Source organism: Streptomyces sp. Ru72 (assembly GCF_002920635.1).
In the GTDB taxonomy this organism is placed as follows: domain Bacteria; phylum Actinomycetota; class Actinomycetes; order Streptomycetales; family Streptomycetaceae; genus Streptomyces.
This window is the reverse complement of record NZ_PQSR01000051.1, coordinates 1-19,614: the sequence shown is the minus strand read 5'-3', so window position 1 is coordinate 19,614 and position 19,614 is coordinate 1. Positions and strand designations below refer to the sequence as shown.

The window sequence follows — 19,614 nt, the reverse complement described above, 5'->3', positions numbered from 1 at the left end:
ACGCCTGCACCGTGCCCGCCCCGACCTCTCCCCGCCGACCTCCCCCGCCTGGCGTCGCCGCCGCGCTGACGGCGGCATGGGCGCGGCGGCCGTCCCGACGCGCAACCGGCTGAGCGCGCGCCCTGTTCCCCGGCCGCGGCTGCGCCGCCTATCCCGCCCGTGCCTTTTCCTTCACTCCCATGGGCGCCGTCAGCGGCAGCATGGTCGGGGCACCCTCGCCCCGACCACGGGCCCGACGAAGACCGGTCCGGCCATGGCGGTCACCCGGGCAGCCGATGGCCCGGGTGGAAGGCATCGTGCGTGATGTGGACGCTGCCGGAGCCGATGCTGGCCACCGTGTGCCTGATCCTGTGCCGCTGCCGGGGTGGGCCAGCGAGCCCAAGTTCGACATAGTTCGCTGGTCTCCGAGTCCACGAGCTCGGCCTGCATTTGGGTCGGCGCCTGTGCCACGCCCTGGCGGGGAGAGCCCCACGTGGCTTGTTGCCACGCGGGGCTCTGAGAAGGCGCAGTTTCGGTCGACGGGCAGGTGCGGGTTCAGGATTGCCGTGTCGTGAAGATCGCGGTTGCCCTGGCGGGCAGTCGATAGCTGTATGTGGCGCTGCCCCACGGCACGTCGAACCTGGCGATGCCGGTCCCGGAGTTGTACGTCACCTGCAGCTGAGTGCCGTCGGGCAGTGTCGCGCTCTTGCGCTGAAGGCCGGTGCTCGCACCCGTGGCCGGCGTGGTCTTGCCATCGGGGGCGAGGACGGCGAGGTCGTGGATGGACCACCAGCTGCCAGAGCTGGCCTCGTTGACCACCCGGATGTAGCGGGCGGTGGTGCTGGGCAGCAGGATCCGGGTCACGGTGCTGCCGGGGCCGGTGGCGATGGGCTTGCCCCAGGTGGTGCCGTCGTCGGAGGTGTACACCTCGTACTGGCGGACGAAGTCGCCGGAAGAGGCGGTGGTGTCCAGGACGATCTGGTCGAATGTCTGCGTAGAGCCGAGGTCGAGCTGGAACCAGTCGCCTGGTTGCATGCCGTGTCCCAGACTCCAGCGGGTGGCCGGGTCACCGTCGATGGCCTTGGACGGCAGGTCGTCCGAACTGCTCGCAGAGGCCGTGGCCTGCCAGCCGTCGCGAGGCAGGGCCGTCTCGCCCGTGGGCGGGGTGAGGGATGCGCCGGTGGGCAGGGTGTAGCCGAGCCACTGGTCGCCGATGCGTACCTGGGGCTGCTGGGCGAGCAGGCTGCTGTCGTAGGTGATCAGGGCCTGGCTGCCGTCGGTGTTACGAAAGGGGATGTCGACGGAGCCGATGGCGGCCGGGTCGGTGCTGCCGTGCTGGGCGCCGGTCCAGGTGAAGGTGGCGGCTGCTCCCGCGGTGAGCGTGTAGGTGAAGTGGCGGCCTCCCCAGCCCACAGTGAAGGTGCGTGCCGTGCTGCCGGAGTTGTAGGTGACCAGGGCGGTGGAGCCGTCGGGGTTGGTGAAGGCGACGTCCTCGACGTTGCCCTTGCCCAGGGTGTTGGAGGCGACTCGGCGCGCTCCTGGCTGGACGAACTTGCTGGCCTGCGCGAGGCCCCAGTAGTCGGCCGTCGGCGTGTAGCCCCAGGTGCCGTCGGTCTTCGGGGAGACGGTCACCACGGGCCGGCAGCCCTGGCAGCCGTTGTTGGTGGGGCCGCTTGAGCTGTCCAGGGCGATGTTCCAGCGGATGATGCTCTGGGCCCAGTTCCGCGGGCCGTTGATGACGTTGTCCATCGCGCCGGCGAAGCCGCCCTGCTCGTCGCCCTCCCAGCTGCCGCCGGAGCACTCGCTCTGGAAGGCGGGTTTGCCCGGGTAGTCGTTGTGGACGACGCTCTGGGCGGAGACGTCGCCGGCGTAGCAGTGCCAGGCCGTGCCGGTGACGTTCTTGGCGCTCGCCGCCTCGGTGTACAGGGACTCGGGGTAGCTGGTGACGTCCCAGTTGTGGTCGTAGCCCAGGATGCCGGTGGACAGGTGCTGCTTGCGCAGCGTGGGGGCGAGGTAGTCGTTGATGAGGGTCTTGGCCTCGTCCGCCGTCAGGCCCATGCTGGGGTAGGCGGAGGTGTTGTTCAGCGGCTCGTTCTGCGGGGTGACGTAGCGCACCGGGACGCCGGCCGCCGCGTACGCCTTGAGGAACTTCGCGAAGTAGTCGGCGAGCTGCTGGTAGGCGTCAGGCTTGAGCCGGCCGCCGTTCATCGTGTCACTGGTCTTCATCCATCCGGGCGGGCTCCACGGGGTGGCCATGACGGTCAGCTGCGGGTTGATCGAGCGGGCCTGCTTCAGCAGGGGGATGGTGTACGACCGGTCGTGGTCGATCGTGAAGTCGGCCAGCGCGGGATCGCTCTGGCCGGCGGGCATGTCGTCGTAGGAGTAGGTGCCGCTCGCGGTGAAGTCGGTGGCGGCCATCGGCTGGCGCAGGAAGCTCAGGCCGATGCCGTCGCGGCGGCTGAACAGGTCGCGCATGAGCGCGTTCCGCTGTTTGGAGTCGAGCTTGGTGCCGACCAGCCAGGCGGAGGAGTCGGTGAAAGAGGCTCCGAAGCCGGACATCGGCTGGTACTTACGGGTCGTGTCGACGGTGATCGTCGAACCGGCCGGTACGGGTCCGGCTTTCCAGGTCACCGACGGCTGCTTGGCCAGGTGGGTGTTGGTGGACAGATCGGTGAGCCAGACCGACGCCTGACCAGGTGCGGTGTCGGCCGAAGCCGGTGTGGCTGCCGGAAGGACGGGGAGCGTGGCGAGCAGGGTCACGGCGGCTGTCAGGGCGGTCCGGCGCCATGGCCGGGTGGTGGTTTTCACGGGTGCGGCTCCTTGCGGGCATGACGGCCGTGCACGGCGGCGCGCGTGCATGACGAGGGTGTGCGGAACCGGCGCGTGGGGGCCCAGTAAGGGCGCCGGGGGTGGGGTCACTTCAGGCCGGTGGTGGCGATGCCGGCGACGAAGTGGCGCTGGAAGAGAAGGAAGACGATCGTCACCGGGAGCAGGACCACGACGGCGCCGGCGAGCAGGACGCCGAAGCGGGTGAAGTCCTGTCCGCTGCTGGCCAGGGCGAGGCCGACGGGGAGGGTGTACTGGCTCTCGTTCTGCGCCACGACGAGTGGCCACAGGAAGTTGTTCCAGGAGCCGAGGAAGGTGATGATCCCGAGGGTGGCGAGGGCCGGCTTGGTCAGCGGCAGGATGATCTTCCAGAAGATGGCCAGCTCCCGGCAGCCGTCGACGCGGGCTGCGTCGATGAGCTCGTCGGGCAGGGTGGAGATGAACTGCCGCATCAGGAACACCCCGAACGGGGTGGCCAGGAACGGAAGGACCAGCCCGAGCAGGGAGCCGGTCAGCTTCATGTTGGCCACCAGGATGTACAGCGGGACGAAGGTGACCAGGCCCGGCACCATCAGGGTGCCCATGACCAGAGCGAACACCGCGCGCTGTCCGCGGAACTCCAGCTTGGCCAGGGCGTAGCCCAGCATGGAGCAGAAGATCAGGTTCCCGGCGGTGACGGCCAGGGCCACGATCACGGAGTTGGCGAACATGCTCGCGAAGTCAAGGCTGCTGAACAGCTCGCGGTAGTTGGCGAGTGTGGGCCTGACGGGGATCAGGTCGGGCGGGATCTTGCGGATGTCGCCTTCGGACTTGAACGCCCCGGACAGCATCCACAAAAACGGCGTGACCATGAGCAGGAGCAGACCGGTGAGCGGCAGGTAGAGCCACGGCTGGCCCCACTCCTGCCGGATGCGGCGGCGTCGAAGGATCTTGTCCGTGGCCGCTGGTGTGGGGGTGGTATCGAGGGTGGTCGTGGTCATGGGGCATCAGTCCTTGTCCCGCAGCATGCGGAACTGCAGCACGGTCAGGGCGATGATCAGGACGAAGACGACGTAGCCGGCCGCGGAGGCGAGGTCGTAATTGCCGTTGCCGAACTGCTTGTAGGCGTACAGCGTGGCCGACAGGGTGGAGTCCAGTGGCCCGCCGCCGGTCATGACGAAGGGTTCGTCGAAGAACTGCAGGTAGCCGATGCCGGTGGTGACGGCGGTCAGTAGCAGGGCGGGGCGCAGGAGTGGGAAGGTGACCCGCCAGAATCGCTGCCAGGCCCCGGCGCCGTCGAGTTCGGCCGCTTCCATCAGGGACTGGGGTACGGACTGGAGTCCGGCCAGCATGATGATCATGACGGTGCCGAGGTTGCGCCACACGGCCATCACGATCATGACGGGGAGGGCGAATCGGGTGTCGGCGAGCCAGGCCGGGCCGTCGATGCCGAACCAGGCGAGGACCGTGTTCACCAGGCCCGCCCGTGGTTCGAGGAGGGTTTTCCACACCACGGCGACGGCCACGATGCTGGTGATCACCGGCAGGTAGAAGCCGACTCGGAAGAGGGCGCGGAAGCGGCGGATGCCGCTGTTGAGGGCGACCGCCGCGGCGAGCCCTGCGGCCAGTGTGAGGGGCAGGGCCACCAGGACGAACACGGCGGTGTTGCGCAGGGCGGTGAAGAACTCGGGGTCCTCGAAGAGGCGGACGTAGTTGTCCAAGCCGATGAACGAAACGTTCAGCGGTGTGCGCAGGTCGGCGCTCTGGGTGTCGGTCAGGCTCATCAGCATCGACCAGAGGACCGGCAGCAGCATGAAGGCGAGGAACAGGGCGAGGAATGGGGCGGCCAGGGCCCATGCGGCGCGGGTCTGGCGGCCTCGGGCGGTACGCCGCAGCACGGGGTTGCGGCTGCGGGCCGCCGGCTGCGGGCCGGCGGCGTCGCGTTCCTGGGTGCCCTGCCCGGCGATGGTGCTCGTGGGCATGGTTGTCATCCGTCCATACGAGGGGTGCAGCGGCGGTTCAGCGGCCGGTGCCGATGCTGGTGGCCTTGGACTGCAGCGCCTGCTGCACCTGGGCGAGGGTGGCCTTGTCGTAGGCGAGCTGCTCCAGCTCGCTGTCGATGGTGTCGGCGATCTGCTGCCAGGTGGTGATGGCCGGCGGGGCCTTGGTGACCTTCAGCTGGGTTTCGAAGGCGGCCATCTTGGGGTTCGCGCCCAGCTTCCCCTCCGACCAGGACTGGGGGACGGCGGGCAGGTTGCCGGTGGCGTCAGCGTACGCGGCGAGGTTCTTTGGGGCGGTGAGGAACTGGACGAACTTCCATGCCGCGTCGGGGTTCTTGGCGCTCTTGAAGACGGCCAGGTCGCTGCCGCCGGCCAGGCCGGCGGACTGCTGGGCGTGCGGCAGGGGCATGGTCTGCCACTTGCTGTCCAGCGCGGGGGCGTTGAGGTGGAGGTTGCCTCCGGTGCTGGCGCCCTGCTGCACGGTGCCGATCAGCCCGTTCTGGAAGTTCTGCCCGGAGTCGGTCTTGTCGTTCGGCGACAGGCCGTCCTTGAAGATGTCGCTGTAGTACTCCAGGGCCTTGGTGACCGCGGGTGAGTCGAAGGTGAACTTCTTGGTCTTGGCTTCGTAGATGTCACCGCCCTGCTGCCACACCATCGGCAGCCAGAACAGCCAGGAGTTGAAGCCGGTCTGCAGCTGGGTGGCGTGGCGCAGCTTGGGGTTCTGCTTGCCCGCGGTGGCCTGGATGGCCTTCAGGTCCCTCAGGTATCCGACCCAGTCGTCGGCCGGGGCCCCCTTGATGCCGGCCCTCGCGGTGATGTCGCTCCGGTAGTAGATCACCGAGGTGTCGGCAATGAACGGGACGCCGAAGGAGGTGTCCTTGTACTTGGTGGTGTCCCACTGGCCCGGGAAGAAGTCGGACGACTTGAACGAGGCCGGAGTGGCCTGGAAGCCGTTCATGGCGGCCATCTCAGCCATCCAGGTGGAGCCGATCAGTGACAGGTCCGGGGTGTTACCGGCGGCGATCGCGGTGGTGAGCTTGTCGTGTGCGGCGTCCCACGGCACCGCGGTGATCTGCACCGTCACGCCCGGGTTTTGCTGCTCGAACTTCTTCGCCAGGCTCTGCAGGTCCTTGTCGGCCTTGTCGCCCATGGACCACATGACCAGCTTGCCCTTGGCCTTGCCGCTGCTGATCTTGGCCGGGGCCTTGTCGGCCGCGGAGTCGGCGCTGCGGCCGCAGCCGGTGGCCAGCAGCGCCGCCGCGACGGTGGCGCAGGCGATCTGGAGGGTTCTGGTGGTGGGACGGAGGGTGCTCATGGGTGCGGCTCCTTGCGGTCGTGCTGAACTGGGCGGCGGGGGGGTGGGACAAAAGGGACGAGCAGGCCGGGACGGCTCAGACTGCGGGGTGCACGCGGCCGTCGCCGACGGTCACCTCGGCGGTGAGATGCGGATCACGGCTGGAGCGGCCGACGTGCAGGCGGTAGCGGCCGGGCGGAGTACGCCACGCGCCCGCCTCGCCGTCCCAGATCTGGAAGGCGCGGGCGGGCACGTGCACCTCAGCGGTGATGCGGGCGCCGGGTGCCGCCTGGACGGTGGCGAAGCCGGCGAGCAGGCGCACCGGCCGATCGGCGGCGTCCTGCGGCGGCTCCAGGTAGACCTGGACGACCTCACAGCCGGCCCGCGGGCCGGTGTTGGTCAGCGCCACGGTCAGGTTGAGCCCGTCTCCGCCCGCGGGGCAGGGCGCAGTGGCGGAGACGGGAGTCGGGGAGAGGGACACGGACTCGTACGACCATCTGGTCCAGCCCAGACCGTGGCCGAACGGGAACGCCGGCACGAGCCCCGCCCGGTCCCAGGCCCGGTGGCCGACGTGGACGCCCTCGGCGTAGTCCACGATGCCGTCGCGGGGGCGGGCATCGGGGACGGGGACGTCCTCCGCACGGGCGGGCAGCGTCCACGGCAGCCGACCCGACGGCTCCCTGCGGCCCAGCAGCACATCGGCCAGCGCATGCCCGGCCTCCTGGCCCGGCAGCCACGCCCACAGCAGGGCGGGGGCCTCGTCGGCCCAGGGCAGCAGCACCGGTGCGCCGGCGTTGACGACCACGATCGTGCGCGGGTTGGCCGCGATCACCTTGCGCACCAGGTCGTTCTGGTGGCCGGGCAGGTCGAGGCCGGTGCGGTCCCAGCCCTCGGACTCGACCTCCTCGTTGGTGCCCACCACGACGACCGCCACATCCGCTACCTGTGCTGCGGCAACGGCTTCGGCGATCTCTTCGTATGGGGTGGGTCCGGGCGGTGCGTGCCGGACCTGGGCGGTGACGAAGCGGCCGTAGCCACCGGCGTCCACGACGGTCAGTTCCAAGGCGAGCTCGAGCCTGCGGCCTTCCGCTCCCACCTCGATGTCGATCCCCCGCCGGGGCGGGTGGCTGTGGCTGGACTCCAGCACCAGCTCCACACCCCGGTCGTCGGCCCCGGAAAGGACCTCCTCGCCGTCCACATTCACGCTGAAGCGTCCTGAGCAGCCGAACTCCAGGCGGTGCGTCCCCGGTTCGGTGAGGGTCACGGCGGTGCGCAGCCGCACCCGGTGGGTCGCCGGTGCGAAGCCGTCGTACATGGTCCAGTCGCCGGTGGCACGGGCCTCGCCGCCAATGCGGTTGCCGTCGGCGTCCAGGTGGTCGACACGCACGCCCCTCTGGCCGGTGTCGGGGTCGGTGAGCAGGTCAGCGGAGGCGTACGGCAGGCGCAGGCGTGCGTCACCGCCCCGGTGCACGGTCAGCCGGACGTTCTCAGGGAGCGCGGCACGCAGCCCCTCCTCGTACGACACCGTGCGTACCGCGCGGACGTAGGCGCTGCCGCCGCCCTGGAGGTACGGCGCGACGGCGTTGGGGCCGATCAGCGCGACGGAGTGGATGCCGTCCGACGGCAGCGGCAGCAGGTTTTCCTGGTTGCGCAGAAGCACCGTGCCCCGCGCGGCGACCTCACGCAGCAACCGGAACTCCTGCGGGGCAGGTTCCGCCGGGACAGCGGCCGGCCCCGGCTCGTCGAGCCGGCCGACATGCCGGGCCAGACGGAGCAGCCGCAGCACCTTGTCGTCGACGACTTCCTCATCCACCTCGCCCGCGCGCACGGCCGCCGCCAGGGCGTCACCCCACGGGCCGTCCGGTCCGGGCATCACCAGATCCAGGCCACCGACCGCCGAGGCCACGGTGGAGCGGGTGGCGGCCCAGTCGCTGACCACGGGCCCGGCATAGCCCCACTCCCCCTTCAGGACCTCGCGCAGCAGCCGCGCGTTCTCGGTCATCCGCGCCGACTCGGTCCCGTCGTCGACGCCCGAGTAGGCGGCCATCACGCTCCACGGCTCGGCTTCGGCGAGGACCTGCTCGAACGGGGCCAGGTAGACCTCCCGCAGGGTCCGCTCATCCAGCCGGGCCCGGTACTCGGTGCGGTCGGTTTCCGAGTCGTTGGCCACGAAGTGCTTCAGGCACGCACCCACGCCCCGGCTCTGCAGGCCGCGTACGACGGCGGCGGCCAGGGTGCCGGTGAGCAGCGGGTCCTCGGAGAAGTACTCGAAGTGCCGCCCGGCGACGGGGGTGCGCTGCAGGTTGACCACCGGCGCCAGCACCACGTCGACGCCCTTGCGACGGGCCTCCGTGGCGAACAGTTCCCCCAGCCGCTCGGCGAGTTCGGTGTCCCAGGCCGCCGCCAGCGCGCTCGGCGCGGGGGCCAGCAGCCCGGTCTCGGCAGGGTCGTCACCGGTTCCCCGCACCCCTTGAGGGCCGTCGGACATCGTCACCGCCGACAGTCCGAGCCGGGGCTCGGCCGGGAGTCTCCACAGGTCCGCGCCGGTCAGCAGGCGGATCTTGGAGTCCAGGTCCAGGTCCAGGCCGCGGATGCGGTCGCGGAGCTCGGTGTCATCAGGGAGGGCAGGGCGGCTCATGCTCGTCCTTCCAGGCCGCGGTGCGGCACGAAGCGGGCGGAACGGAGAGCAGAAAAGCACACTCACTAAGTACTTAGTAAGTCATTGTGCGTAAGTTCTTTCTCATGTTTGATTGGAGGGTGACCACTGATCGACAGCCCCGTAGACTCCGCACGATGAGCGAGAGCACGCCGAACGGGGAGCGGCAGCCCCGCACCGGGAAGAGCCTCAAGGCCCAGCAGCGACGGCAGGAGATCCTGCAGATCGCCATGGACACCTTCGCGGCCCGCGGCTACACAGGCGCCTCACTCCAGGAGATCGCCGACCGCGCCGGAGTCACCCAGGCCGGCGTCCTGCACTACTTCCGCACCAAGGCACACCTGCTCACGTCCGTCCTCGCCCTGCGCGACGAGACCGACATCGAGCAGCTCGGCACCGAACGCCCCCGCGGCCTGGCCTTCCTGCGCCATCTCGTGGACACCGTCCGGCACAACACCGAACGTCAAGGCATCGTCCGCCTCTACGCGGTGCTCGCAGCCGAAAGCGTCATCGACGGTCACCCCGCCCAGGACTACTTCCGGGAACGCTACGAAGGCCTGCGCGCCATGGTGACCGAAGCCCTCGCCGAGGCATGCGAACTCGGCGAGACACGGCCCGACCTCAACCTCAAGGACGCAGCCAACGCGATCATCGCCGTCATGGACGGCCTCCAGGTCCAGTGGCTGCTTGCCCCCGACTCCGTCGACATGACCGCTGCCACGGACCGCGTCATCACCGCACTCCTGGCAGACCTCACCGGCAAACCCACCTGACGCACCGCCTGCACATAGAAGTTCCGGACCCGCTCCCCCCGGGAACTGAGCCACAGCTATCTGCTCTCGATGGTCTTCGCGGAGAGCGGTGCGGAAGTGCCCGCCGTCTTCCGCGTGGAACGCTGTGTGAGCCGCCCGGCACTGCGCCGCAGCGGCGCGACCGGAACCGACGGCAAATCGTCGGTCCCGCACCTCTCGATCTGAAGCCGTCGCCTCTGCACCCTTGGCACTCGTCGCGGCGCGGACCTGCGGCCCGTGACCTCTTTCGTGCGCTCGGCGGGAGCAGTTGCAACGAGGCCTCAGGCTCGATGGCTGTCCGATCAACTCCTGAAGGAATGTCCACCCACGCACTTACTAAGTGATCGGTAAGTGTGCTTTCATGCTTGCGCTCCGCACGGTTGGCAGAGGTTGGCCCCGATCGGAGAACCAGTACTCCTGGCGACTGCGTGACAGCCCCCCACTGCCTCACCACCCTCATTTCAACGGCAAGGCGGTACGTCGAATCATGCTCAGATCACATCCCCACCCACCTGGCACCCACGTGCGCGTCCCGTCCCGCCGTTTGCTGATGGCGGCGGTCAGCGTGGCGATCGCCACCGGAGGCTTCCTCGTTCCCGTGCAGGCCTCGGCCAACGGGCAGCCGTGGATGGACAAGGACCAGAGCCCGTCGGCGCGGGCGGACGAACTGCTCGCGGCGATGACGCTCTCCGACAAGGTGAACATGCTGCACGGCGTCGACACCTCGCAGTCGCCGGTCCCGACCGTCGGGTACATCGCGCCGATCCCGCGGCTGAACGTGCCCGGCATCACCATGACCGACGGCCCGGCCGGTGTGCGTGACGGCTCCGACAAGAGCACCGCGCTGCCGTCCCCCTCTGCTGAGGCGGCCAGCTTCGACCCGAAGGTGGCCCAGGCGTACGGCTCGGCGCTCGGCGGTGACGCCCGAGCGCTTGGCCAGGACCAGGTGTTCGGCCCCGGAATGAACATCCAGCGGGTGCCCACCAACGGCCGCAACTTCGAGTACTACAGCGAGGACCCCTACCTGTCCGGCACGATGGCAGGCGCGGACGTCCGCGGAATCCAGAGCCATGGCGTCATCGCCACCGTGAAGCACTACGTGGCCAACAACCAGGAGACCGACCGCACCACCGTGTCGGCCAACATGGACGACCGCACGCTCCACGAGATCTACGAGAAGAACTTCGACGTGGCCATAGCCGACGGCAACCCCGGCTCGGTCATGTGCTCGTACAACAAGATCAACGACGTCTACGCCTGCGACAACAGCGAGACCCTCGGGTCGCTGCGCTCGCAGCTTGGCTTCACCGGCTTCGTGGTCTCCGACTACCCCGCCACTCACGCCACCAGCTCGATCAAGGACGGACTGAACGTCGAGCTGCCGACCGGGGTGTTCAACACCCAGGCCAACGTGCAGGCCGCGCTGGACAGGGGCTCGATCACGGTCGCCGACATCGATGACCGGGTGCGCGAGACCCTCACCGTGCTCTTCAAGTTCGGGCTGTTCGACCGCGACAGCACCGCCCGCGGCACCATCGACCAGAGCGCCGACAACGCGGCCGCCCAGCGGATCGAGACCCAGAGCGCGGTGCTGCTGAAGAACCAGGGCAACGTCCTGCCCCTGGGCTCCTCGACACAGAAGATCGCGGTCATCGGAGCCCCGGCGAAGACCTCGGCGCAAGGCGGCGGCAGCAGCCAGGTCGACCCGCTGTCGACGGACAACGCCTACGACGCCATCGTCTCCCGCGCCGGTTCGTCGGCCACCGTCTCCTACGCCGACGGGTCCGACACGGACCAGGCCGCGGCGGCCGCGAAGTCGGCCGACGTCGCCCTGGTGTTCGTCAAGGACGACGAGTCCGAGGGCGGCGACCGCCCCGACCTGCGCCTGCCGGGCAAGCAGGACGCCCTGATCAGCGCGGTGGCAGCGGCCAACCCGCACACCGTGGTCGTGCTCCAGACTGGCTCGGCGGTGCTGATGCCCTGGCTGGACAAGGTCAGCGGTGTGCTGCAGACCTGGTACCCGGGCGCCCGGGGCGGTGCGGCCACCGCGCAGCTGCTGTGGGGTGATGCCAACCCGTCCGGCAAGCTGCCGCAGACCTGGCCCGCGAGCAACAAGCAGACCCCGGCCGGCACCCAGGCGCAGTACCCCGGCATCAACGACGAGGGCGACTACTCCGAAGGCATCTACGTCGGGTACCGGTGGTACGACAAGAACAACCAGACCCCGCTGTTCCCGTTCGGCTACGGCCTGTCCTACACCGGCTTCCGCTACAGCGACCTGACGCTGCAGCACTCCTCGGGCACCTCCGGTGACCCGGTGACCGTGTCGTTCAAGGTCACCAACACCGGCGACCGGGCGGGCGCCGAGGCGCCTCAGCTGTACGTCAGCAAGCCGGACACCCTGGCGCCGACGCCGCCGAGGGAACTGGGCGCCTTCACCAAGGTGCAGCTCGCCCCGCACCAGACCAAGACGGTCACGCTCACCGTGAACCCGCGGGAGCTGTCCTACTGGGACAGCGGCGCGCAGGCCTTCACCGTCCAGGACGGTTCCTACACGATCGCGGTCGGCGGCTCCTCCGCGTCGCTGCCGCTGCACGCCACCTACCGGGTCGGCAAGACCGACGGGCCGGTCCGTGCCGATGTCTCGGCGCTGCCGGGCATCGTCAGCCCCGGGACCACCTACACGGTGACGACCAAGGTCAGCAACCTGTCCGACTACACCTTCACCACGGCCGCGCTCAAGGTCTCCGCCCCGGCCGGCTGGTCGGTCACCCCGCAGACGCGCAGCATCGGGACCGTCCGGGCCGGGCAGCAGGCGGCCAGCCAGACCTTCAAGGTCACCGTGCCGGCTGACGCCAAGCCCGGACAGGCGACCTTCTCCGTCACCCTCAGCGGGATGATGAACGGCAAGAGCAGGTCGGTCACGCAGACCCAGCGTCCGAACGTGCCATTCGCCTCGATGGCGGCCGCCGCCGACACGGTCGGCGTCAGCGACGACACCAACCCGGGGGCGGGCAACTTCGACGGCGGCGGCTACAGCTACTCCGCACAGAGCCTCGCGGCCGACGGCGTGCTCCCCGGCGGCACCGTGAAGGTGGGCACCGCGCAGACCGTCTTCCCCTCACAGGCCCCCGGCACCGCGGACGCGGTCAGCGCGTCCGGACAGGTCATCAAGGTCAGCGGCACCGGCAAAGCCCTGGTCGTCCTCGGCTCGGCCCACAACGGATCAGCACGCGGCACCCTCAAGGCCACCTTCACCGACGGCACGTCGGCCGACGTACCGATCGACTTCTCCGACTGGTTCAACAACACACCCACCGGCCTCAGTTCCATCGTGGCGACCGGCCAGTGGAACCAGCCCAACGGCGGCACCTGGCAGCACGACGTCAGCCTCTACGGCGAGGTCTACCCCCTGCCCGCCGGCAAGACGCTCGCCTACATCACCATGCCGACCGTCGGGAACATGAACCTGTTCTCCGTCAGTACCGACAACCCCGGCCCGCTGCCGACCGCTCCTGCCGGCCAGTCCTTCGCCTCGGCGGCGAACAACGTCGCGGTCTCCGACGACTCCGACCCGGCGGCAGGCGACTTCGACGGCTCCGGCAACAGCTTCTCCGCCCAGGCCCTCGCCGCCACCGGCATCACCCCCGGCGGCCCGGTCACCGTCGACGGCACGCAACTCACCTTCCCGCCCCAGGCGCCGGGCCAGCCCGACGCGGTCGCGGCAGGAGGCCAGACGCTCACCGTGGGCGGCACCGGACACAAGATCACTCTGATCACTGCCGCCGACAACGGAGACGTCCCGGCCTTCCTCCAGGTCAACTACACCGACGGCACCAGCGACCTGTTCCCGATCGACGTGGCCGACTGGTACAGCAACATGCCGGCGGCTGGGGGCAGCCTGGTGGCCACCACCGTGTGGAACCAGAAGCCCGGCAACAACACACCCCACAGCGTCAGCCTCTACGGCCTGACCATCGACACCGGAGCATCGAACAGCAAGACCATCACCTCCATCACCCTGCCCACCGACGGCCGTCTGAAGGTGTTCGCCGCCTCCGTGCACTCCTGAACGGCGGCACAGCCCAGCTGCAAGAACACCACCTACAGCGCCTCGCCCCTGCCAGGCGGTCCCGCCGGCCTCCCCGGCCGGCGGGACCGCCTGGCAGGGCTTGCGCAGCGGCCGGGCGGGCACCGTCATCGCCGACGGCAGGCAGACGGGTCCTGCTCGGGCAGCCACTGTCCGCAGAACGCCGACCGTCCTCAGCCGACCACTGAGCAAGGGCGGTCAGCACACCGGCCACCTTTCGCAGCAAGGCGGCCTGCCTGCGCAGGCGATGCTGCGCACCGCCGGCTTCGGCGACCTGCTGGTTGAGGGCCATCACCTCCCTGGCCAGAGTGTGGACCAGCTGGGCAGTCAGCTTCTCTCCGGGCAGGCTGGTGTGCTGGCGGTCGGCGGCCTGGATAGCCGTCTCAGCGAGCTGGTCGGCGCCTCGGACCTTGCGGTTGCGCAGCCAGGTCTCCAGTCGCTTGGCACCGAGCCTGCGAATGGCGGCCGGAGTCTGGTAGCCCGTCAGGAGGGTGAGCGGGCCAGTGTTGGTGAGGTCCAGCACGCGTTCCAAACCGGGAAAGATGCCGGTGAGCTGGGCGCGGAGCCGGTTGACGGTGCGGGTGCGGTCGGCGACCAGGTCCATGCGGCGGCCGGTGAGGATCTTGAGGTCGGTGACGGTCTCGTCCTCGGAGCGTATGGGCTGCAGGTCCGCCTGACGCGTACCTGGTCGGCGATGACCGCAGCGTCTCTGGCATCGGTCTTGCCCTCACCGCGGTAACGGTGGATGGCCCGGCCGGAGATGTAGTGCACGGGCTGGTCGTGGTTGAGGAGGATCGCGATGGGCAGGGCGGCTCCGCCGTCGGCCAGGTCGATGCCCCAGGTCACCTTGTCGCCCAAGTCCACGACATCGGCCAGGAGGTCAAGCAGTTCCGTCTCGTCGTTGGCGACGCGTCGCGACAGCAGCCGGCGGCCGCTCTCGTCGATCGCGACGCAGTGGTGGTGGGACTTGCCTGCGTCGATGCCGGCCCAGATCGCGGCCAAGTTGTGCCTCAGTGCGGTGTGCTGCGGTTCCTCCCGACGGACGACCTCGCTGTCGATTCCCTACGGAGCGATCATTCGCAATTCCTAATTGGCAGCCGAGTCGTCGTTGGGCGCCGGGCGGCCAATCAATGCAAGCCTCAAGCGGCAGAAGGTTGAAAGCCACACCCGACGCCCTGGGTGGGAGAACCATACGAAGGGCTCGCCCTGTCCCCGTCAGCAAGGTAGGGAAGGTTGATCATCAGCAAGTTCGTGCCACCGAAGTTTGATGGGCACGGGGTGCTGGCCATCAGAGCAGGCGAAAGTCAGTCGCCCTTGGGGGCTGGCTCTGCATACGTTCGACCGCATGGCTGATGACTGCTTCGGGCACCGACGACTCGCCGCGATCTACGATCCGCTCGACCCCGACCGCAGCGATCTCGACGCCTACCTCCGGATGGCGGAAGGGTTCGGGGCGCACCAAGTTCTCGACATCGGCTGCGGCACAGGGGTGTTCGCACTGCTCCTGGCCGACTGCGGGATCGAGGTCGTCGGCATCGACCCCGCCCCTGCATCCATCGACGTCGCCCGGGCCAAACCGGGCAGTGACCGAGTGCGCTGGATCTGTGGTGACGCCACAGCCCTCCCGCCACTGCAGGTCGATCTCGCGACGATGACAGCGAATGTCGCCCAGGCCATCGCTGATCCGGACACCTGGCAGAAGACTCTGCGGGGAGCCTATGAGGCACTACGGCCCGGCGGGCACCTGGTCTTCGAGACCCGCGATCCGGCCAGACGCGCCTGGGAAGAGTGGACCCGCGAGAACTCCTACCGCGTGACGGAGATCCCGGGCGTCGGCTCCGTCGAGAGCTGGGTCCAGCTGATCGAAATGAGCTGGCCCCTGGTGACCTTCCGCTGGACCTATATCTTCGCAGCGGATGGAAATGTGCTGACCTCGGACTCGACCCTGCGCTTCCGAGAGCGCGAAGAGATCGAGACGGACTTGGTCGCCCACGGCTACGTGGTGGAAGACGTTCGTGATGCGCCCGACCGGCCAGGCACGGAGTTCGTCTTCCTCGCACGACGCGTCTGATCCCTAGTGATCCACGCCATTCAAGCTTCGATGGCACACGCTCAAACTTCGATGACACAGGACACACATGATGCGACTCCAGCCGCTCACCGGTCCATGCCGTCGCGGTTCACCCGCTTGGAGGCCAGACCGAGGCATGAGGCCGACCTGTGCTGGTGATCTCGTTTTCACCGGGCCGTGTTCTCGGTGCGGATCATTCGGCGCAGGCTGGTGCGGGCGGCGGTCAGAAGAAGGTCTGGCACCTCCTCACCGACGAGGAGCGTGACCCACTGTCCCCAAACCGAGAGATCGCACGCAGGTGAGGACCCAGACGGCCTCCCCGCTATAGCGGTGCGATGGCTTTGATCCAGTCCTCGACGGCGACCACATCTGCCCACTGCGGGAACAGCTTTTCGGTGAGCATCCGGTGCACCTCGGGGTCGGTGTCAAGGCAGGCATCCGCCAGCACGGTGAGGCCGAAGTCCAGGTCGATGGCGTGCCACAGGGTGGACAGCACCACAGCGCTGGTGGCGATGCCGGTGAGAACAAGGCTGTCGATATCGCGAGCCCTGAGTACCAAGTCGAGGTCGCTGCCCGAGAACGCGCTCCCCCGCCTCTTGGTGACCACGACGTCGCCCTGCTGGGGCGCGACGTCGTCATGGATCTCGGTGCCAGGGGCCCCCTCGGTGAACAGGCCGGCCCGCACTGCGTTTGTCATCACCCTGTTGCGGGGGCTGACTTCTGGATCGCCCGGCCGTAACCCGAGCACCACGTAGATCACGGTGATACCTGCAGCCCGGGCACCGTCGATCGCCCTGCGCAAGCGTGGCAGATATCCGGAACCGTCATCGGCGATGGCCACGACGTCCCGTTGGACGTCCATCACCAGAAGTGCGCTGTTCGCCATGCTTGCCGTCCCTTCTCCGTTGGGACAACTCTGGTGGATCAACCGAGCTGCGGTGGAGGTTTCGGAGATCCTCGCAGCGTCACGCCGCAGTGCCCCCACGACCGGTGTCAGTTCTCATCGACATTTTCTCGCCCTGCGATCACCAAGTGCTGTCCAAACTCGGTGATAAGCGGTGTCGCCCGTCAGTTACGAAGCCAGTCAGCTGCCCGGCAGACCGCCCGCGCGCTCCGGCTGGACTCCGCGCACGCATCCGGGCCGCAACGCCCGGGCGCCCTGGCCGCGACGGCGCGGCTGGAGGCCGAGCTGGACGATGAGGTGCTCGGACGGACGGCGCCGTCGAGAGCCGGCCGGCGCCGACTCGCTCATCTGAATGAACATCGGCGCGAAGCGGAATGGCGAACCGTTCCGCCAGGACAGGCGGATGCCTGAGACTTCTGCCTACACGACGGCCCCGCACCGGCAGGACTGCGCTGCTCGCCGCCGTCCCGGCTGTCCTGGCCGCATCACTGACCGCCCTCGCGCCCGCCCACGCCACAACCACTGCGGGCCCCCCGCCGTGGCCCGGGACCAGATCACGTGCCCGCGCGGGTTCGTCTACATCTACCCCGACATCGACTTCAACGGCCAGCCCTACGTCAAACGCGCCGTCGACGGGTCGGTGCGGCACCTGCCCGACTACATCCGCAGCAAGGGCAGCTCCATCATCAACAACAGCAGTCGCACCGCACGCGTCTACCAGAAGGACAACTACTTCGGCCGGCACGTCTGCGTCGGACGCGAGGGCGGTACCATCAGCGACCTGCGTTCCTACCAGCTCAACGACACCACTCACAGCCTGCGCAACAACGACACCCCCTGCGGCGCCACGTGACCGCCTTGAACGAGTCCATCCGACTCCCGGCCGCCCGCCGGTAGGCCCTCGGACTAGACTTCCGGCCTGCGCCGGTGCAACCGCCTGGTCCGCAGGCTGGCCCCATGGCCCCGGCACAGGAGCCTTCCTCCGAACTAACCCCGTAGACCGTCCCGCCAGGCGCCGTGGCCCGCAGCCCCCGGCGGTACGAGGCAGCGGTGGCCGGGCCCCGTCCGACGGGACGGCAGAGCCCGGCGTAGGGGACGGCGGAGCGCCCGACCGGGCCCGTTGACCACGCCGCGGGCCCGCAGCTCACCGAACGTGCGCGACGGCGCGACATTAGGCGAGCGGCGATGCGATACCAGGTCGCAGTGTCGTCGGCGTTCCTGACTTCGTGTGTTCACCTCGGGTCTGCTCACGCGTGTGTGGCGGGAGCGGCCGCGGGAGATCAAGGGCGCGCCGACGCCGGGGGGGGGCAGTCCAGAGGGCTTTCGGGGCGCGCCATGGGCTCGCCCCTCTACTTGGTGCCCGTGGCGGCGATGACGCCGTGGGCAAGGGCGATACCGCCAGAGCATCCCGCAAGCGCCCACTCCTTTCTCAAGGAAGTCACAACACCACAGCTCAAGCCACCACACCACACCAACTACGAACTTCGGAATCACAGCGGACACCGTCACCGACCACCGTGCCGCCGCGCAGCCCTCGGAAGGATCAGAAGTGCCGTTATCAAGACAGTGGAGCGGAGTGGGGTGTACCGCCCTATGACAGCCGCACCGCTACAGAAACCGCCCCACGACAGTGACCACACCCTTCCTCAACGCCCGACCATCGAAAACACCCAGCTCTGATATGCCGTCACTGACACCCACCCACTGACACCAAACCGGCACATCGCAGCCGGTGGTCGTCAAGCTGGGCGTATGGATCTCCAACACTAAATCGAGGCGGGAGAAGCTCGCCCAGGAGCAGCTGGACGCGCTGCAAGAGCTGGGCGTCGAATGGGTATACCTGCGCAGCCCTCGCCCAGCCGCAGGGTGCCAGCAGCCGATGAAAACGGGAGAAGGGCCCGGCTGCTGCCGGACCCTTCGCTCGTAGCGGGGGCGGGATTTGAACCACGCGACCTCTGGGTTATGAGCCCAGCGAGCTACCGAGCTGCTCCACCCCGCGTCGGTGACACCACCGTACGCCACCCGCGCGACTCCTGCAGGGATTTACCGCGCCGCTCGCACCATCTGACCTCTGCACGCGACAACGCGCGGCGCTTCGGGAGGCGCGACGGTGGCCGCCGTGCGTCTGGATGTTCATAACGAAGGCCAGCAGGGCGCAGCCCGGGAGGCACTGACCGTCAGCAGCTCGCCTGACCGCAGCGGGGTCATCGGGAAGGGACGACAAGGGCACCCGACCGTGCGGTACCGCAGCCAGTTAGAGGTCCTAACAAAGGCGTTGGACGTGGCGGTAGGTGATCAGGCAGGTGGCGAGGCCGAGGAAGGCTTCGTGGATGTCGTCGCGTCGTTCCCAGCGGATGCGCAGACGACGGAAGCCGTGCAGCCAGGCGATCGTCCTCTCGACCACCCAACGGAAGATGCCCAGGCCAGAACCGTGAGGCTGGCCCCGTTCGGCGATCACGGGGCGGATGCCGTGTTGCCGGAGCAGCCGCCGGTACTTGTCGTGATCGTAGCCGCGGTCCGCGAACAGCATGTCCGGCCGTCGCCTGGGTCGGCCGACGAGGCCGCCGACAGCTGGGACCTTGTCCAGTAGCGGTAGCAGTTGGGTGACGTCGTTGCGGTTGCCGCCGGTCAGCGACACCACGAGCGGGATGCCCTGTCCATCGGTGAGGACGTGATGCTTGCTGCCCGGACGCGCTCCGTCGACCGGGCTGGGACCGCTTTTGGGCCCCGGCGGGCCGCCCGCACGTGGGAGGAGTCGATCACCGCCCTCGACCAGTCGAGCTTCTTCGCCGACCGCAGCTTCTTCAGCAGCACCACATGCAACTGGTCCCACACACCGGCCTCGTTCCACTCCGCCAGGCGCCGCCAGCAGGTCATGCCCGAGCCGAAGCCCAGTTCCTGGGGCAGGTACTCCCACTGGATCCCGGTATGCAGCACGAACAGGATCCCGCACAACGCCTGGCGATCCGGCACACGCGGCCGGCCCGAGACCAGCTTCGGCGCCGGCTTCGGGAGCAACGGCTC

General features: G+C 68.8%; 12 protein-coding genes, 1 tRNA gene and 2 pseudogenes. 5 read left to right on the top strand and 10 right to left on the bottom strand.

Going from position 1 to position 19,614, the window contains the following annotated elements; translation table 11 throughout:
• Positions 1–534: 534 nt before the first annotated feature.
• From C3488_RS22725 to C3488_RS22705, 5 genes are all read right to left on the bottom strand, one after another.
• The gene (locus C3488_RS22725; protein WP_181139147.1) at positions 535–2,787 is read right to left on the bottom strand and encodes a discoidin domain-containing protein; all 2,253 of its coding nucleotides are present in this window, start codon (positions 2,785–2,787) and stop codon (positions 535–537) included.
• A 107-nt stretch (positions 2,788–2,894) separates the two neighbouring features.
• Positions 2,895–3,785, bottom strand: a complete 891-nt coding sequence (locus tag C3488_RS22720) for a carbohydrate ABC transporter permease (protein ID WP_103842208.1) — start codon at positions 3,783–3,785, stop codon at positions 2,895–2,897.
• Between the two features lie 6 nt (positions 3,786–3,791).
• Positions 3,792–4,775 (bottom strand): carbohydrate ABC transporter permease, encoded by a 984-nt coding sequence (locus C3488_RS22715; RefSeq protein ID WP_103842206.1) that lies wholly within the window; start codon positions 4,773–4,775, stop codon positions 3,792–3,794.
• A gap of 28 nt (positions 4,776–4,803) precedes the next feature.
• Entirely contained in the window at positions 4,804–6,099 is a 1,296-nt protein-coding gene (locus tag C3488_RS22710; protein ID WP_103842204.1) for an extracellular solute-binding protein, read from the bottom strand.
• 76 nt (positions 6,100–6,175) lie between these two features.
• Complete coding sequence (locus tag C3488_RS22705) at positions 6,176–8,716, bottom strand: glycoside hydrolase family 3 protein (protein WP_103842202.1); 2,541 nt, start codon at positions 8,714–8,716, stop codon at positions 6,176–6,178.
• Positions 8,717–8,871: 155 nt separating this feature from the next.
• On the opposite strand from C3488_RS22705, the gene C3488_RS22700 reads away from it, so the two are divergent.
• Positions 8,872–9,507 (top strand): TetR/AcrR family transcriptional regulator, encoded by a 636-nt coding sequence (locus C3488_RS22700; protein ID WP_258053588.1) that lies wholly within the window; start codon positions 8,872–8,874, stop codon positions 9,505–9,507.
• Between the two features lie 568 nt (positions 9,508–10,075).
• Positions 10,076–13,597 carry a glycoside hydrolase family 3 C-terminal domain-containing protein gene (locus C3488_RS22695; RefSeq protein WP_181139146.1) on the top strand — a complete coding sequence of 1,174 codons (3,522 nt, stop codon included), beginning with the start codon at positions 10,076–10,078 and terminating at the stop codon, positions 13,595–13,597.
• 277 nt (positions 13,598–13,874) lie between these two features.
• On the opposite strand, the pseudogene C3488_RS22690 reads toward C3488_RS22695, so the two are convergent.
• Positions 13,875–14,617 (bottom strand): annotated as a pseudogene (locus C3488_RS22690) (IS110 family transposase); the annotation flags it as partial.
• A gap of 343 nt (positions 14,618–14,960) precedes the next feature.
• On the opposite strand from C3488_RS22690, the gene C3488_RS22685 reads away from it, so the two are divergent.
• The gene (locus C3488_RS22685; protein ID WP_103842198.1) at positions 14,961–15,686 is read left to right on the top strand and encodes a bifunctional 2-polyprenyl-6-hydroxyphenol methylase/3-demethylubiquinol 3-O-methyltransferase UbiG; all 726 of its coding nucleotides are present in this window, start codon (positions 14,961–14,963) and stop codon (positions 15,684–15,686) included.
• A 322-nt stretch (positions 15,687–16,008) separates the two neighbouring features.
• Here C3488_RS22685 and C3488_RS22680 read toward each other — a convergent pair whose 3' ends face one another.
• Entirely contained in the window at positions 16,009–16,572 is a 564-nt protein-coding gene (locus C3488_RS22680) for a cysteine hydrolase family protein (protein WP_103842196.1), read from the bottom strand.
• A 198-nt stretch (positions 16,573–16,770) separates the two neighbouring features.
• Entirely contained in the window at positions 16,771–16,938 is a 168-nt protein-coding gene (locus C3488_RS40690; RefSeq protein ID WP_181139145.1) for a hypothetical protein, read from the bottom strand.
• 55 nt (positions 16,939–16,993) lie between these two features.
• On the opposite strand from C3488_RS40690, the gene C3488_RS22675 reads away from it, so the two are divergent.
• Positions 16,994–17,443, top strand: coding sequence for a peptidase inhibitor family I36 protein (locus C3488_RS22675; RefSeq protein WP_258053587.1), 450 nt, complete (start codon positions 16,994–16,996; stop codon positions 17,441–17,443).
• A gap of 864 nt (positions 17,444–18,307) precedes the next feature.
• A pseudogene (locus C3488_RS42670) lies at positions 18,308–18,424 on the top strand (helicase); the annotation flags it as partial.
• 90 nt (positions 18,425–18,514) lie between these two features.
• On the opposite strand, the gene C3488_RS22665 reads toward C3488_RS42670, so the two are convergent.
• Positions 18,515–18,589: transfer RNA gene (locus tag C3488_RS22665), tRNA-Met, on the bottom strand.
• Positions 18,590–18,853: 264 nt separating this feature from the next.
• A protein-coding gene (locus C3488_RS22660) for an IS5 family transposase (RefSeq protein WP_374955449.1) occupies positions 18,854–19,614 on the bottom strand; the annotation gives its coding sequence in 2 pieces (ribosomal slippage) (positions 18,854–19,326 and positions 19,326–19,614; 762 coding nt annotated over the 2 pieces). This gene is flagged as partial in the annotation.